Raw genomic sequence first — 14,934 nt, forward strand, 5'->3', positions numbered from 1 at the left:
TATGAAGCTCAGAGTTTTTAATAAGGCAAGAATTTCTAGAAAGCTTACTGCGGTTTATGCTCTCATGTTTTCATTAATATTAATTATGTTAAATGCATCAATTCTATTTGGAATAGAACATTATTTATATAGTGAAGCAGATAGTGATATAGAAGATACTCAAAGTATTATATTAGATATGGTGTCAGTAGAGAATCAAAAAGTAGATTTATCAAATGATGAGATATTTGCTGATATGACATCAAAAGATGATATATATGTAAGGATAATAAAAGATGATGGAGAATTAATAAATGCTTCGGATAATTTTCCGGATAATGTTAGTAAGCTTGGATATAATATTCAATCTTTAGACGATAAAGTAAAACACATAGAAGATAGAGAAAGACATTTTGGATATAAAAGTGTTAAATATAACAGTCAACAATATGGAACAGTATATTTTCAAATAGTAAAAGATATGAAGAGTGAATATGATTTTATGAAAATGGTATTTCTACTCATGGCTATTGCTGATTCTATAGGTGTTATTGCTTCCATTATGGTAGGATACATAGTTAGCAAAAAAATGCTAAAACCAATTGATAATATAACTAAAACGGCTGAGAATATAAGTATTAACAATCTAAAAGAAAGAATAGACATTATAGGTCCAGATGATGAATTAAAAAGACTTGCAAATACTTTTAACAATATGATAGATAGGCTTCAAGATTCATTTAATAGGCAGGCACAATTTGTATCTGACGCCTCTCATGAGCTTAGAACTCCAATTGCGGTTGTACAAGGGTATGCAAACCTACTAGATAGATGGGGAAAAAATGATAAAGATGCATTAGAAAAATCAATATATGCAATCAAATTAGAGGCTGATAATATGGCTGATTTGGTTGAAAGGCTATTGTTTTTGGCAAAAGGTGATAGCGGAACTCAGGTGATAGAGAAAAAAGAATTTTGGCTTAATGAATTAATTGAAGAAGTAGTTGAGGAAAGTAATGTAATCGATCAAACTCATGAAATATTTAGAAATAGAAATGATATTGGAAAAATTGTTGCAGATTGTGGGATGATCAAGCAGATGTTAAGAATATTTATTAATAATAGTATTAAATTTACTCCTGAGAATGGAAAAATAATAATAAATTCTGAAATAAATAAAGAATTTGCAGAAATAACTGTTAGTGATACGGGAATAGGTATAGCTAAAGATGAAATAGATAATATTTTTGATAGATTTTATATAATAGATAAATCAAGATTTAAAGACAAAGCAGGTACTGGATTAGGATTATCTATTGCTAAATGGATTGTTAATATTCATCAAGGAAGCATAAAGGTAGAAAGTGAGGAAGGAAAGGGAACAAATATAATTGTTAAATTATATTTTAATAAGGAGCATAATTAAATTAAAGAATTCTTCTACACAGTTGTTTTAAAGTTTCATGGATATCCTTTGCAATAACTTATAGTATAAAGAAACTTAAAAAAATATTGCTGGGAGCTTTTGCTCTCAGCAATATTTTTTTATCTTATTAATAATTATGTGAACTTTTAGTTAAGTATCATATATCATTAAATGGTTAGATTATTGAATCCAAGCTCCAGAAGATCCTAATACATAACCATCAACAGTTGTGTTAGCTAACATAGCTCCTGATGCATTTAGGTAATACCAAGTACCATTATCATTAATCCAGCCAGTAGCCATAGCTCCTGATGCATTTAAATAATACCAAGTACCGTTATCATTTACCCATCCAGTAGCCATAGCACCTGATGATTTCAAGTAGTACCAAGTACCGTTAGCATTAATCCAGCCAGTAGCCATAACACCGTCAGCTTTTAAGAAATACCAAACTCCACCAATATTAACCCAGTTATTAACAACCTTATTTCCAGTTGCATCATAGAAGTTCCAAGTTCCATCTGCTAATTTATCCCAGCCAACTTTAGCTGTTGTAGTTGCTCCAGCTGTTGTAGTTGCTGAATTATCTGCTGCATTTCCGTTAACAGTTGTATAAACGTCTCCATTAGCTTTCCATGCAACTATGTTGTTGGAATCATAAGCACTTATTGAATCCAATGAAGAATCACAAGTATAAACTTTAGTCATACTTCCGCCAGCTTTGTATTCATAGATCTTACCATCTGCAACTACCCAAGCATTTCCATCAACATCGATGTCATATGATAGATTTCCAGATACACCATTGCCATTATTTAAATCAACACTGTCATCAGAATCTTTCTCTAACATATATACATCAACTTTGTTGTTAGTATCAAAATTGCTTGCTGCAGCTACAGTAGTACTTGCAGTTCCCTTATATCCTGGGAATGTTAAGAATTTTACTTTATCTTTCTTGAACTTTAAAGTAAATGCATCTACTTTAGAATCAGTAGCCTCAATAGCAACTAAGTTACCATTATTTACTGTAAATAATGGCTTAACTTCTCCGTTATCTGTCCTTACCACTACGTCCTCTTGAGTAACATCTGTCAAATTGCTTACTGAATGATTTGCATCACTAAGTGTAGTTAGTATTGCTTGGTATGCATCATGCGCATCACTGCAATCATATTCAGTCTTTCCAGAGTAACCATTAGTGATATAGTTACCAACTTCGTATGATTCTACTGTTTTTGGAAGATATGCATCATCCTTTTGATCTCCTTGCGCTTTAGAAATTTTTTGGATGTAAGTACGTACTGTTGTAACTCCGTCTGAAAAACTTGGAACGTTTGCAACTGCTGATGTAGTAGTTCCACCAGTTACATTAGCGCTTGTACCAAAATCAGTTATTGCAACTGTTGCTAATGCATAGATATAATCTTTATCTTGAGTTAAAGCAACTGGTTGTTGAATTAATGTGGCTAATAATTTGCTATCACTGTCTTGATCACCAGCTTGTTTACTGTAGTTGCTTATTTTAACTGTCTTACCTTCTGTTGTACTGTAAGCATATATATTTGCAGTATAAGAAGCATCTATATATTTACCACTGTCATCAGTAAATCCATATAATTTATTATCGCTACCTACATATTTATCAGCATCTGAGCTATTTGGCTTAACAGCATATGAATACCAGCTATCACCCAATTTGCTTCCTGGTATAGTAAATAAAGTACTGTCTTTATCAGAAGCAGTTTGACCATTTTCTAAGTCAGATGTATTTACACTAATATTTGTTGTTTTCTTATATCTAGAAGCTTTATTTAACTTAGTTTGCAATTTTGTTGCAGCAGTATCTATGTCATCTGATGGAGTTGTTGAATCAGTCACATCTCCATTTGTTAAATCAACTAAGTATTGAGTTGATCCATCATTAGTAAATGCATATTTATTTTTATATTCTGTATTAAGAGTTGCGTTTGAAAGATTATCTAGTGCTTTATCTTTATTTCCATCATTATAATAGACAGCATCAGTATCATCGCTGCTCTTATATCCTTGATATATATATTTCCCATTTGAATATGCGATTGCATTTGTAATATTACCATTGTTAGTTGTTAACCTTGTAGCAGTAGTATCACTTGCCATAGCTGGTACTATTGACATAATTGAAGCAGCAGCTACTAGTAAAGCTGTAATTTTATTCTTTCTTTTAAACATAATGTTTCCTCCATTAACTAATATTTAATATTTTTACATATGCTATTTTTACATTTAAAAATTAAAATTACATTAAAGTAACATTAGAATAGGATTAGATTATAATAAAAATATCAATTAAAGTTTATTCTAAACTGTGCAGGAAACATATGTAACTGATTTTATGGGCATATATAAAATACAGATTATAGAATATCTATAGTTTTAATTACGAATAATTTATATTATTAACGGTATTTAAGGAAGTTTTATTATTTATATTTTATTCTACTAATAATAGGTAGTTTTTTTTCATTTATTAATTCTAATACTACTTAGAATCGATTTGCTTGGATAGATGAGTCTATTATTTAATCACTAGTTTGTATTTTTTCTATAATAATTGCATCATTATTATCAACTATTCTAATGTTATTCTAATATCATTTTAATATTATTTTAATGTTTGCATGTAAGAATAGGAATGTAAAAAATATTCATAGTATTAACCATTGAAAAAACATTTTGTTTGCTCTTTTAAATATTTTTTCTGCGTTTTTTAATTTCTGTATGATTTAGGCAGAAATTTATATGAAATTTTTTCAACATAATTTCCTAAGTTTTAAGAAAGTATTGCTAGAATATTTTAGTTCTAGCAATACTTTTTTGTATGTTTAGAATAACATAGTTGTATCAGTGGTTTTATGGAATTTTTAATTATGTCATGAAATAAATTTTACTATCCTTAAAATTATATACAGATTTGTTAGCTACATAAGAATAGTAAAAGGCGAAGTGAAAATTATTTTATAGCGAGAATTAAGAGATTTTTAATCTAATTTTAATCTTTTGGGTTCATAATAACAAAACAAGATGATTTACATTAAAAATTGTTAAAATTAATAATCACTTTCTTCTCTAAATTATTAATTATCAGTATATATTAAATTAATATTAATTTAGTCATTTTTTAAGAACACTAAATTTGTTAAATGAAGAGGATAGGAGTGTGGCAGCACTATTATAAAGCATTGATAATTAAATTTTACTATTAGTAAAAAATATAGAAAAATAAGTTTAAGTTTTGTAGTTTTAGGTAGTTTGTTGTTAAGTGCAATTTTAGGTGAAGTAATATTAAAACATGTGGTTCAGCATATGCGGCCATAAGCAGAGTATCAATTATTTTGTAACAATACATTACAGAAAGGATAGATAAAAATGAATATGGAGATTTTTAACCTAATAAATAATTTAGCAAATAAAAATGCAATTTTAGATAAGATTATGATTTTCTTTTCAAAAGATGTCCCTTACATATTTATGGTAGTTGCTGCAATAGTATTTATCATAGGAATCATGAAAAAGAATTCTAATAGCAGAAAAGCCGTTTTTAGTGCTTTTGTTATTACAGTAATTAATTTAACTTTAAGTTTTATAATTGGGAATATATACTATGTAGACAGACCTTTTGTACACAATAAAGTAAATTTATTAGTACCACATGTTACAGATGCATCATTTCCTAGTGACCATGCTACAGGAACAATGAGTATAGCTTTGGGACTTGCAAAATATAATAAGATACTTAGTACAATTTTAACTATATTATCATTAATTGTTGGTTTTTCAAGAGTTTATGTTGGAAACCATTATCCTATGGATGTAGTAGGTGCGTATATAATTGTTTTTGCAGTAAATTATATTTATAATTTGAAATTAAGAAGTAAGATTGACAATTTATATGAACTAGTTGAGAAGAAAATAGCAGAAAGATTTGGAATCAAATCGTTCTACGAGACTGTAAACAGATAAGTTAAAACTTCATAAGAAAATCTTTTATAGAAATTTTTCATTAAGATAAATCCTCTTTTTTATAAAGCAATGGTAGGTTCTGTTCTCCTACCATTGTTTTTTTATATTAAATATATATTTTAACGTAATTAAATAATAAATTATAGAAATATTTTTTTATATAAATCTAGTAATAAGAAATACTATCTACATAAGTTCTTTGGAGGTGATACTTTTGAAAAAAATTGCGTTTGTAATAAGTTTTTTAACTGTAGTAGCATCCTTTGTAGTTCAATACAATGTATATGCGATAACCATAGAAACACAATTGCTAATAACAAACGACTCAAAAGAAATTATTTATAGAGATGTAGTTCTTTCATTAATTGTTCCATATATGAAAAAAGAAATTAATAATTATTATAAAGAGTATTTGACAGAGTCTCCTACAATAGCTCCGTATAGTGTTGATATAATAAATGTGAAAAGGATAGGTGGAAATAGAATTCAATTGGATGTAATTACACATCCGTATGTTGGGCCTCATATTACTGTTGGTGATGATAGAATGATAATTGAGATTGCAGCATATGGTTCAATTGAGATAAAGAATTTTGAACATGTAAAAAGTCATCCGTTGCCTTGGAATTGGAAATACATAATAAAGAAACCTTATTAAATAAAAATATTTTATAATAATTTTAATTCACAACATTATTAAAGGAAGAATAAAAAGATTTAAATCATAATTCTACTGACTATGCAAAGTTTAATAGAAAATTTTATTATAGACCACATACACCCATTCATACGCACAATTTTATATAAATGAAAGATTAAATATTAATATTATAATTTAATCTGAACATTACTAATGTTATCTATGTATTAAAAGAATGGATTAAATTCGAATAATAATAAGAGTACTAAAAAGTCATCATGTTTATTTAGTACTCTTATTATTATGTGAAAATTAAAATAAGCATTCGGTGTTTATATTACAATTTAAGAAAAATAATAAGCTCCACCTAATAGGGCTTATGGTAAGGAGAAATCAGTAAAGATAATTAATCTGCTTCCATTTATATTATATGAAGTAGTGATACAAATGTGAAAAAGAAATTATGAAGTTATAATAATAAAATGTAGTGGGTAATAAAAGAAAAATACATTATCTAAATGAATAGTGTGTTTTTTGATTTGAATTCAAATACGAGAAGTGAATTCAGAGAGTAGCTTTTTTTAATGATATAGAGTTGGGACTTACAATTATAACAGATGAGAAGAATAAGTTAAATGAAATATCAAAGGATAAGCACGTTGCTTTTGATAATCTGCCTAAAGGTAAATCTATAAATACAATTAGCGAAATTAACAACCCAGAAAGTGTACAGACTGAAGAAGCGTTATCTAAAAGTCTAGGGATGGGTTATTTGAGAATAACTGTAACTGACCATGAAAAACCATTAGATGATCAAGTAGATTTATTTGTTGAATCAGTAAAAAATCTTCCACAGGATACTTGGTTACATTTTCACTGTAGAGGAGGAGCTGGAAGAACTACTACTTTTATGGCAATGTATGATATGATGCATAATGCAAAGAATGTTAGCTTTGAAGATATAATGAAACGCCAAACTTTAATAGGTGAATCAGATTTATTAAAAGGTGAAGATCAAGATGAAAGCAAAGATAGATCAAATTTTATGAATGTTTTTTATAACTATTGTAAGGATAATAAAGATGGATTTCAAACATCATGGTCTGAGTGGATTAAAAATAATAAAAAATAGTACTGCTAAAATTTAATTAATATTTTTTGTGTACGTTATTTTTGTTTTGTTCGAAAGTATAATTTAATCTACCTATTATGTTCATATTTCTATATATATTTATTTTACAGGATATTTTTATATTCATAATAATTTTGGTACTTAATCCACCACCTAAAAAAGAGACAGGTCATCAGCAAGAAATTCTAGAGACTTAGATGGATTTTCAGGCAAACTCTAACTTCATTTAAGTCGAGAATTTCTAAGCATTATACTAACCTTCTATTTGGGTACCCGATGGAGCGCAATAAGGCAAGTACACTTCGCTAAATAAGTCGTTGTCCCGTAAATGTCCAAGCTAAAATATTAAAGGCCATGAATTTTTATGGCCTTTTTGAGTTACTAGAAACTATGAAAAATTAAGTTTATTCTTTAATTTCAGCTAGGACACTTCGGGAAACGTTATTTAGCTAAATGTACATGCCTTCTTTGTTGTATTAGGATTTCTTGATGTAAATCATGGAGAAGGAGGTGTTAATATGGTTTTTGGTGTATTGTGTTAATTGAGACAATAATGCATGCGCAGATAAATATTTTTTTGTGAAACGTGGGAATATGAATGGAGAGTTAATGTTTTTCTTTCCGAAGGGAATCATTTAAATGTACTTCTAAACTCTAACTCCAGAAAGAGTCAATATGTAATACTAAGGAGCTTTGCTCCAAATATTACACTGACACTTTCTTCAGGTGTTAATTTAAGTGTAGTGAGAGGATTAAAGGCTGCGCCTTAAATCCGATGAATAATAGAAAGCATATGAAATATAGATTATTTTAAAGATTATGAAGAGGTTCTGTTTGGGATATTACCTGATCAATGGAGAAGCAATGCATGCGCATACAGGAAATGGCGCCTTGGACTTGCCACCACCAGGATAGAGATAAGATTTGATAGAAGGCGGTGGCAGGTCCACAATGTACTTGCTTGCCTGCTAGTCCTCATTAGCAATGGCGTTGTTTTCACTTAAGAAATCCAATCACTAAAAATAATAAAAATAAATATTAGAGAGGAAATTATTTTTAGTGATGCGATTTATTGCGCTTCAACAACACTCATAACTAATAATGACAGATAGAAAAGCAAGTACATTGACGACGCCCATATGAAATGAAAGTCTTCAAAATAGAAATTATGTTGATGCGTAGTCTGTAGATTTGGCGTAGTAAGTAATAAAAAAGATGATCTTTGAAAACTGAATAATATGATTTTACAATTTGTGTTATAATTAATTCATAATGGTAATTTCTGACGAATTAATTATAAGGAGGAGTAAACAATGAATTCACAAAAATTTATTTTTACTTGGGAAAAAACACAAGAGAAAGGGATTGCATTATATATATTTAAATATGTGATTTTAATAGTAACTATGTCTGTAATTGGTAAGGTAATAGGCGATTATATAGGTAGTAAGACTATTTTTAAAACCTTTAGCCTTCTAGACTATGTCGGATTACTTTTTATATGCTTTATTGGTATTTTAATAGGATTATTTTCGTGGAATCGCAATAGAACCCGATATAAAGAATCAATAAAAATTGTTAATAGTAACAAATAAAATTTAGTCTGTTTTTAAAAGAGTTGAGTTATTAATGAATAATATTCCTAAATTATGAATCACTAAAAACAAATAGCAAATTGTAAAATCGTATTATTCAAGAGACTGAATTTACGATTTTTTTACTACGCAATTTGTAGATATGGCGTAGTAAATTATATAAATGTTCTTTGAAAATTGAATAATATGATATTTACAATTTATTTATAATAGTAAAACAGCGTGCACTTATAATTTTTTTTCGAGTAAATGAAAGTAGGGATAGTGAATGAAAAATATTAAATTTGTATATAGCGCAATTTTTATATTAGGTATATTCCTTTTGTTAACAGGTTGCAGTTCTAAAACCAATAGCAATGAAGTTAAGGAAAACCCAGTAATCAATAATCATGATTTTACTAATACTAATGAAGTTGATTTAAATTTAAAACTAGAATCAACTAGTCGTGGTCGTAGTCCACTATGTGATAATATTGATATTAATAAAAATATATATGTAAACAAAGGCAATATGACTAACGATGGAATTATTAGTTCAATTATGGCGATTTTATTCGATAGATACAAGGGGTTAAATGATTCAAATGTTGCAATTGAAGATTATGAAATAAAGAAAATAGATACTGTTGTAGAAACAAAAGAAGGATCTGTTTTTGGAGTATTATATTCAGTTAAAGGCACTAAAACAAGAACAAGATGGGACAGTAATAATCAGTCAGATAAATGGACACCAACAAAGACCATATATTGCAGTTATTATAAACAAGGTGATAAATATGAATTAAATATTATTGGTGAAAATCCTCTTTATTATAAAGGGCATGGGGATAAATTAAATACAGAGGATATTATAAAAAAATTATTTGAGCAGGAATATTTATTGCCACGAACATTTGATAGTGATGAAGGTTCTGTACTATTATCTTATAGTATAGATAGGATTGAACCTATTATATCTAAAGATAATATTAAAGATACATTTAACATAGACTATTCAATACAGGGGATAAAAGGAAAGTGTTTCTGGGTTTTTGCTGATAAAGATGGTAAGGGCAATGGTACTATGTATAGAAAATTAGTATCAATAGGTGATTTTTATGAAATACAATATGTAGATTAAATATTAATATTTTATAATATTCTTAAATCATAAATCAATAAAATTAAATAACAAATTGTAAAATCGTATTATTCAAGAAAGATTGAATTTGCAATTTTTTTAATGCCGTAATTCTAATAATGGATAAAATATAAAAAAATAGAAGAGGAAGAATAAAAAGATTTGAATTTATATTCCCCCCTTACTATGTAAAATTTAATCAAAGACGTTATCATAGACCACATGTCCTCATATCCTCATGCAAACACACAATTACCAATAAAGGAGATTCTAGAAATAATACCGTATGGGAAAGTCAGTCTTAAATTAACTTTTATGAAAATATTACATTACCATCAGTAAAGATTATAATTGAAGAAGTGTATGTAAGTGGAGGTAAAGTCTGTTGGGCAACTCGAGTATTTAATCTTAATAGAGCTTCCATAGTTTGGTCTGAGTCAACAACCATAACTATAGCTTTATTAGTAGATGCCCCAAGTTTTATAGTAATAGGTGAATTGGCCGGTAAACCTGTATCGCTCCAAGTGTAAATGCCTTGTTTAAATGTTTTAGGTTCAGCAGATACGCCTGTAATATTAAAGTAAGTTGATATAAAGAAAAAGATTAAAAATATAGAAATAAATTTTTTCATTGCTTTACCACCTTTAATGTTAAAGTTTATTTAATATATCATTGTTATTATGTCAACTTAGGGATGAAATATTCAAAATGTAGATTAAACAAAAAATGCCCCAATAAGGTGGCATGTATGTATGTAATAATTAATATTTGCGGGGTATTTATATTATAAGTTAATATATCTTAAATAATAATAATAATTTACAATACTAATAAAGGCGGCAGATAATATAAATTTGATTTTGTAATATTGCTGTCACAAATCTCAAGTATTATATAAATATAAAGTAGTTAAATATTATTTACCCCTTATTAAATAAATATTAACCAGTATTCAGAATGGTCTAGTACACTCTAGTAGATCATTCTTTTTTATTTATACGGCTAGATAATTCATGTAATATGGAAGTACTAAAAATGAAATTTTAAACAAGCTCTATTAATAAAAGTAATTTCAATATATAAATATAGTGATGAATAGAAAAGATGGATTTTAAGTTTATAGTAACGGAGCTTATCTAAAATAATGTTTTTTGGAAGAGCGATTATACCAATAAAAAATAAATATTGTAAAGGTGGTTGCGAACTCTCACCCCTGTACAATATTTATTTTTTATGGAGCTTAAGTATTTGCCCCAAAAACAACAGAGACTCGTCTTATAATTTCGGTAATTAATTCTGTAGTTTGTGCTATATTAAATGGAAACAAAGCAAACCTGAAGAGGACCTCTTCAGGCTTATTTTATTTCAAGTTCTAGTTGCATTGGTCTTGTATCAAGGTAATGTTCATATTCTATTTTATAGTATATGATTAACTTTCTTCTGCTTTCATATGGTAGTGTATTTACAAGTGAATCAAATTGAGCTTTTGATACAAAGCCTTTTTCTTTTATAAGCCATGTTGCAAATGTATCATGTTATATGAAAAAAACTATATAATATGTATAATATAGAGTTTATCAATGGGAGCGGTCTTGGACTGGCTTTTTTAATATTTCTAAATAATTAAAAGTAGATAATAGCTCTGAAAATCGTATCATTAAAAATAATTTCCCTGTAATACAATTTATTATTTTTAGTGATTGGATTTTTAGAGCGTAAAACCATATAATCAAACATTATAGTAATTAATATAAGCCTGTACAAGATAGGCATGCCGTCACATTACTAATACTTTCTTATATAATTGTGATGGCATGTCTAAGCCTCCAAAAATTCTTGTCAGCTTGTCTGGCCAACTAAACATTATCTTTACATTTTCCTATACCATAAACAATAATTTAACAATGAACTAAAAAAAGAACCATAAACAAAAGTTCCAGTCAGAGGGATGGATAAATATTCTATACATATTTTAAAGAAAGAATTTAACTGCATAGTTACTTAATTATAAGTTATTCATGAAAATCTCCATCCCGAAGTGCCTCACCGGGAACCCAAACAATGGAATAGTCTAATGCGTACAGATTCTTACTTTGTAAAAGGCTCCGAGTGATGAGGAGACTTTTACAATGTTAGAAGTCTGTAGCTGTATGACCTGTCCGTTTTTGGGTGGTGGATGCGGCACCCGAAGAATTCAAAAGAAAATAAACCTGTCCTTTAAAAAATTAGTATATAGGTATATCAATAACATCTATAACATAAGAGCATAGATAAAATATAATTAATCACAAACTATTTAGTGGTATACAAAGATAATTTAAATTAAGCACGTAGAAATAAAAATAAACTGATAGAGGGCACAGCCACAAGGAGCACGCTGTGCTCCAATATATTTATTCCTTGCTGCCGCAGGCTATAAGAATTAATGAGAAGTTCAAGACATATAGAGTTTACAAATGCTTAGAATATACTATCGTGACATATAGGTTCTAAAAGTAATAAAATATATAAAATAGCTTGAACTTCTCTTCATTAGGAGCAAAGCGACGTTATTGTATTACAAAAGATGGACTGAATAAAGCTATATCTAAATTTGAAAATATATTATCACTATAATAGCTTTATTCTGTCCATCTTAACTCCTATAGATTGAACAGTGAGAAGTTTATGTGTATTGAATATATAAAATTTTTAGTTATAAATATTCTTCATATTTAAATATAACAATAAAACTAAAAAAGAAAAATATAATAGATATTCATAGAAAAAGCAGAGATATATTAAAGAAAGTTATAATGAAGTAAAATAAAAAGTTTTTTAATTATGAATATTCAAAAAAGAGTTTCACAGTGAAGATAGAATTTGTAGTATGATGATAATTAGTTTTGATTTATTTAATTTAAATATATACAAATAATAGATTGTATAAGAGCCCCTTACAAATTAAGAGGGTTCTTTTTGTGCATATAAAACAAAAATACTTACAGTTTAATACATAATTCTCTTTAATTGTTATAATTGGATGACGAAAGGAGGGGTATTATGAAAGAAATGGAGAACATAAATAATAAAATTAATGTGATGAGAAAATTATTACAGGACCTGATTAATGAAAAATCAAATCTATTAGATCCTGACGTAATTTTAGCAAGTCAAGAATTGGATGAAATTTTGAATGAGTACAACAAACTAATTAGCAAAGTAGAAAAGTAAAACGAAGAGGAGAAATTTTAAAATTTCTCCTTGTATAATAACTAAAACTCGTCTTATAAAGTGTACATATTTTCAGGAATTACACTATACCTTTTTTGTTAACTAAAAAAGATTAATATAGATAACGCTTTCTTCTAAATGTGTAGAAATAAATATTTATAAATTTTAATGAGAATAATACTATTATATAAAATGAAGGAGATGATTTCAGATGAGAACATTCAGAAGAATATTAGTAATTTTATATTTAATATTTATTATATATGAAATGCCATATAGAGATATTGAGGTAAAAGGTGAGGAAAACTTATTTAGACAAAATCATGCAACAGTAGTAGATGTAGTATTATATGACTTTAAAGATAAGTATATTTCCTTGGTTAAACAAAACTTAGAAGAAATTCAAAATCAAAATAAGGGGAAAGTTAAGTTTAATTTCTATGATAGCAAGGGGAACCAAGCAATACAAAATGAAATTCTTAGTAATTTAGAAAATAATCTTCAAGATATTATTTTAATTAATTTGGTTGATACAAAAGCTACTCAAGAAGTAATTGATCGTTTTAAGCAACGAGGGATACCTATCATTTTCTTTAATCGTGAACCTCTTTCAACTGAAGCAATTAAATCCTATGAAAAAGCTTATTATGTTGGAACAAATGCAAAAGAAGCAGGAAATTTGCAAGGACAAATTCTTGTTAATTTGTGGAATCATAAAAGAACGTCCATTGATATTAATAATAATGGTGTTTTGCAATATGCTATATTACGCGGTCCTCAAAATAACATAGAAGCTCAAGAAAGAACAGAATTTTCAATTAAAGCTCTTGAAAAAGCAGGAATACAAATAGCACAAATTGCATCAACTATTGGTAACTGGGAGAGAGATCTGGCTAGGACAAATATTAGTGCTTTATTCTTGCAATATGATAATAGAATAGAAGCGATAATTGCAAATAATGATGAGATGGCCATAGGAGCTATTGAGGCATTGCAAAAATACGGATACAATTTAGGTGATCCAAAGAAAACAATAGCTGTTGTAGGAGTGGATGCAACACCTGATGCTCAAGAATTGATAAAAAATGGGAGGATGGCAGGTTCAGTCTTTCAAGATCCTTCGGAAATGGCAAAAGCTATTTATACTATAGGCTTAAATGTATTTCAGGGTAATCCTCCACTTCTAGACACACAGTATAAATTTGATGAGACAGGAAAGGCAGTTAGATTACCATATAAGGAGTACATAGGATAATAAAGTGATTTTAATATAATTAATGCATATAGATACTTATTTTGTTAGACCTTACTAGTTGAATTACATAGATAATGTTTTTGTTTAGCATTATAATAAAGAAGAATGAATTAGTTTATCCCATTATACTAAGCATTCCACTATCAATCTTTATCAGGATACAGATAAATATATATCTGTATCTTTTTATTTATAATAACATCAGCAATTGGCGATTGTGATTATGAATTTAAATATAGATCTGAACAGTTTCTTATAAAGTGTAGAATGGTCAATTTTGGTGTAACTGTATTTGAAATAGATTTACTAGAAAGTTGTTATTAAGATTAAATTATAATTGTAATAGTTATGAAGTATGCTGTATATTTTTAATTTTTGACATGTTTGGTAATTGTAGTAGTTTTCTATGGGATGTAATTATGAAGATTATTATATTTTAGAGCTTAAATAAAATTGTTAGAAGACCTAGTATTTTTAAAAGATTTAAAATACCAGATCCTTTTGACTATTTCAACATACGCAAAATATGATTAAATTTATATAATATTTTACGTTCGGAATGTTTAAAT

Annotated in this window: 11 protein-coding genes; 9 read left to right on the forward strand and 2 right to left on the reverse strand. The window is 27.8% G+C overall.

Features of this window, described 5'->3' with window-relative positions; genetic code table 11:
* Position 1 precedes the first annotated feature (1 nt).
* Positions 2-1,405, forward strand: coding sequence for a sensor histidine kinase (locus T483_RS0119465; RefSeq protein WP_080697081.1), 1,404 nt, complete (start codon positions 2-4; stop codon positions 1,403-1,405).
* 180 nt (positions 1,406-1,585) lie between these two features.
* Here the strand turns inward: T483_RS0119465 and T483_RS0119470 are convergent, their stop codons facing one another.
* Positions 1,586-3,619, reverse strand: coding sequence for an N-acetylmuramoyl-L-alanine amidase family protein (locus tag T483_RS0119470; RefSeq protein WP_026888333.1), 2,034 nt, complete (start codon positions 3,617-3,619; stop codon positions 1,586-1,588).
* Positions 3,620-4,816: 1,197 nt separating this feature from the next.
* Between T483_RS0119470 and T483_RS0119475 the strand changes: the two genes are divergently transcribed.
* The 5 genes from T483_RS0119475 to T483_RS0119500 all read left to right on the forward strand — a co-directional run bounded on the left by T483_RS0119475 (position 4,817) and on the right by T483_RS0119500 (position 9,897).
* Positions 4,817-5,410: an undecaprenyl-diphosphatase gene (locus T483_RS0119475; protein ID WP_026888334.1), complete on the forward strand. Its 594-nt coding sequence runs from the start codon at positions 4,817-4,819 to the stop codon at positions 5,408-5,410.
* Positions 5,411-5,624: 214 nt separating this feature from the next.
* Complete coding sequence (locus T483_RS0119480) at positions 5,625-6,068, forward strand: DUF3888 domain-containing protein (RefSeq protein ID WP_431603158.1); 444 nt, start codon at positions 5,625-5,627, stop codon at positions 6,066-6,068.
* A 577-nt stretch (positions 6,069-6,645) separates the two neighbouring features.
* Entirely contained in the window at positions 6,646-7,182 is a 537-nt protein-coding gene (locus T483_RS29515; RefSeq protein ID WP_242841893.1) for a fused DSP-PTPase phosphatase/NAD kinase-like protein, read from the forward strand.
* A gap of 1,313 nt (positions 7,183-8,495) precedes the next feature.
* Positions 8,496-8,777: a hypothetical protein gene (locus T483_RS0119495; protein WP_026888336.1), complete on the forward strand. Its 282-nt coding sequence runs from the start codon at positions 8,496-8,498 to the stop codon at positions 8,775-8,777.
* A 268-nt stretch (positions 8,778-9,045) separates the two neighbouring features.
* Positions 9,046-9,897: a hypothetical protein gene (locus T483_RS0119500; protein WP_026888337.1), complete on the forward strand. Its 852-nt coding sequence runs from the start codon at positions 9,046-9,048 to the stop codon at positions 9,895-9,897.
* A 313-nt stretch (positions 9,898-10,210) separates the two neighbouring features.
* On the opposite strand, the gene T483_RS0119505 is transcribed toward T483_RS0119500, so the two are convergent.
* Positions 10,211-10,528 (reverse strand): hypothetical protein, encoded by a 318-nt coding sequence (locus tag T483_RS0119505; protein ID WP_026888338.1) that lies wholly within the window; start codon positions 10,526-10,528, stop codon positions 10,211-10,213.
* A gap of 1,498 nt (positions 10,529-12,026) precedes the next feature.
* Between T483_RS0119505 and T483_RS31180 the strand changes: the two genes are divergently transcribed.
* From T483_RS31180 to T483_RS0119515, 3 genes are all read left to right on the forward strand, one after another.
* Positions 12,027-12,167 (forward strand): hypothetical protein, encoded by a 141-nt coding sequence (locus T483_RS31180; RefSeq protein ID WP_155268517.1) that lies wholly within the window; start codon positions 12,027-12,029, stop codon positions 12,165-12,167.
* 772 nt (positions 12,168-12,939) lie between these two features.
* On the forward strand, positions 12,940-13,110 hold the full coding sequence (locus T483_RS0119510) for an aspartyl-phosphate phosphatase Spo0E family protein (RefSeq protein WP_026888339.1): 171 nt from the start codon (positions 12,940-12,942) through the stop codon (positions 13,108-13,110).
* Positions 13,111-13,321: 211 nt separating this feature from the next.
* Positions 13,322-14,365, forward strand: coding sequence for a galactose ABC transporter substrate-binding protein (locus T483_RS0119515; protein WP_026888340.1), 1,044 nt, complete (start codon positions 13,322-13,324; stop codon positions 14,363-14,365).
* Positions 14,366-14,934: the final 569 nt, after the last annotated feature.

Origin of the sequence: Clostridium beijerinckii HUN142 (genome assembly GCF_000621745.1) — a bacterium.
Taxonomy (GTDB): domain Bacteria; phylum Bacillota; class Clostridia; order Clostridiales; family Clostridiaceae; genus Clostridium; species Clostridium beijerinckii_A.

Bases quoted from the DNA above. Each gene is read 5' to 3' on its own strand.
- T483_RS0119500 (WP_026888337.1), top strand. From the start codon at position 9,046: ATGAAAAATATTAAATTTGTATATAGCGCAATTTTTATATTAGGTATA.
- T483_RS0119510 (WP_026888339.1), top strand. From the start codon at position 12,940: ATGAAAGAAATGGAGAACATAAATAATAAAATTAATGTGATGAGAAAA.
- T483_RS0119470 (WP_026888333.1), bottom strand. From the start codon at position 3,619: ATGTTTAAAAGAAAGAATAAAATTACAGCTTTACTAGTAGCTGCTGCT.
- T483_RS31180 (WP_155268517.1), top strand. From the start codon at position 12,027: ATGTTAGAAGTCTGTAGCTGTATGACCTGTCCGTTTTTGGGTGGTGGA.
- T483_RS0119495 (WP_026888336.1), top strand. From the start codon at position 8,496: ATGAATTCACAAAAATTTATTTTTACTTGGGAAAAAACACAAGAGAAA.
- T483_RS0119515 (WP_026888340.1), top strand. From the start codon at position 13,322: ATGAGAACATTCAGAAGAATATTAGTAATTTTATATTTAATATTTATT.
- T483_RS0119475 (WP_026888334.1), top strand. From the start codon at position 4,817: ATGAATATGGAGATTTTTAACCTAATAAATAATTTAGCAAATAAAAAT.
- T483_RS0119505 (WP_026888338.1), bottom strand. From the start codon at position 10,528: ATGAAAAAATTTATTTCTATATTTTTAATCTTTTTCTTTATATCAACT.
- T483_RS0119465 (WP_080697081.1), top strand. From the start codon at position 2: ATGAAGCTCAGAGTTTTTAATAAGGCAAGAATTTCTAGAAAGCTTACT.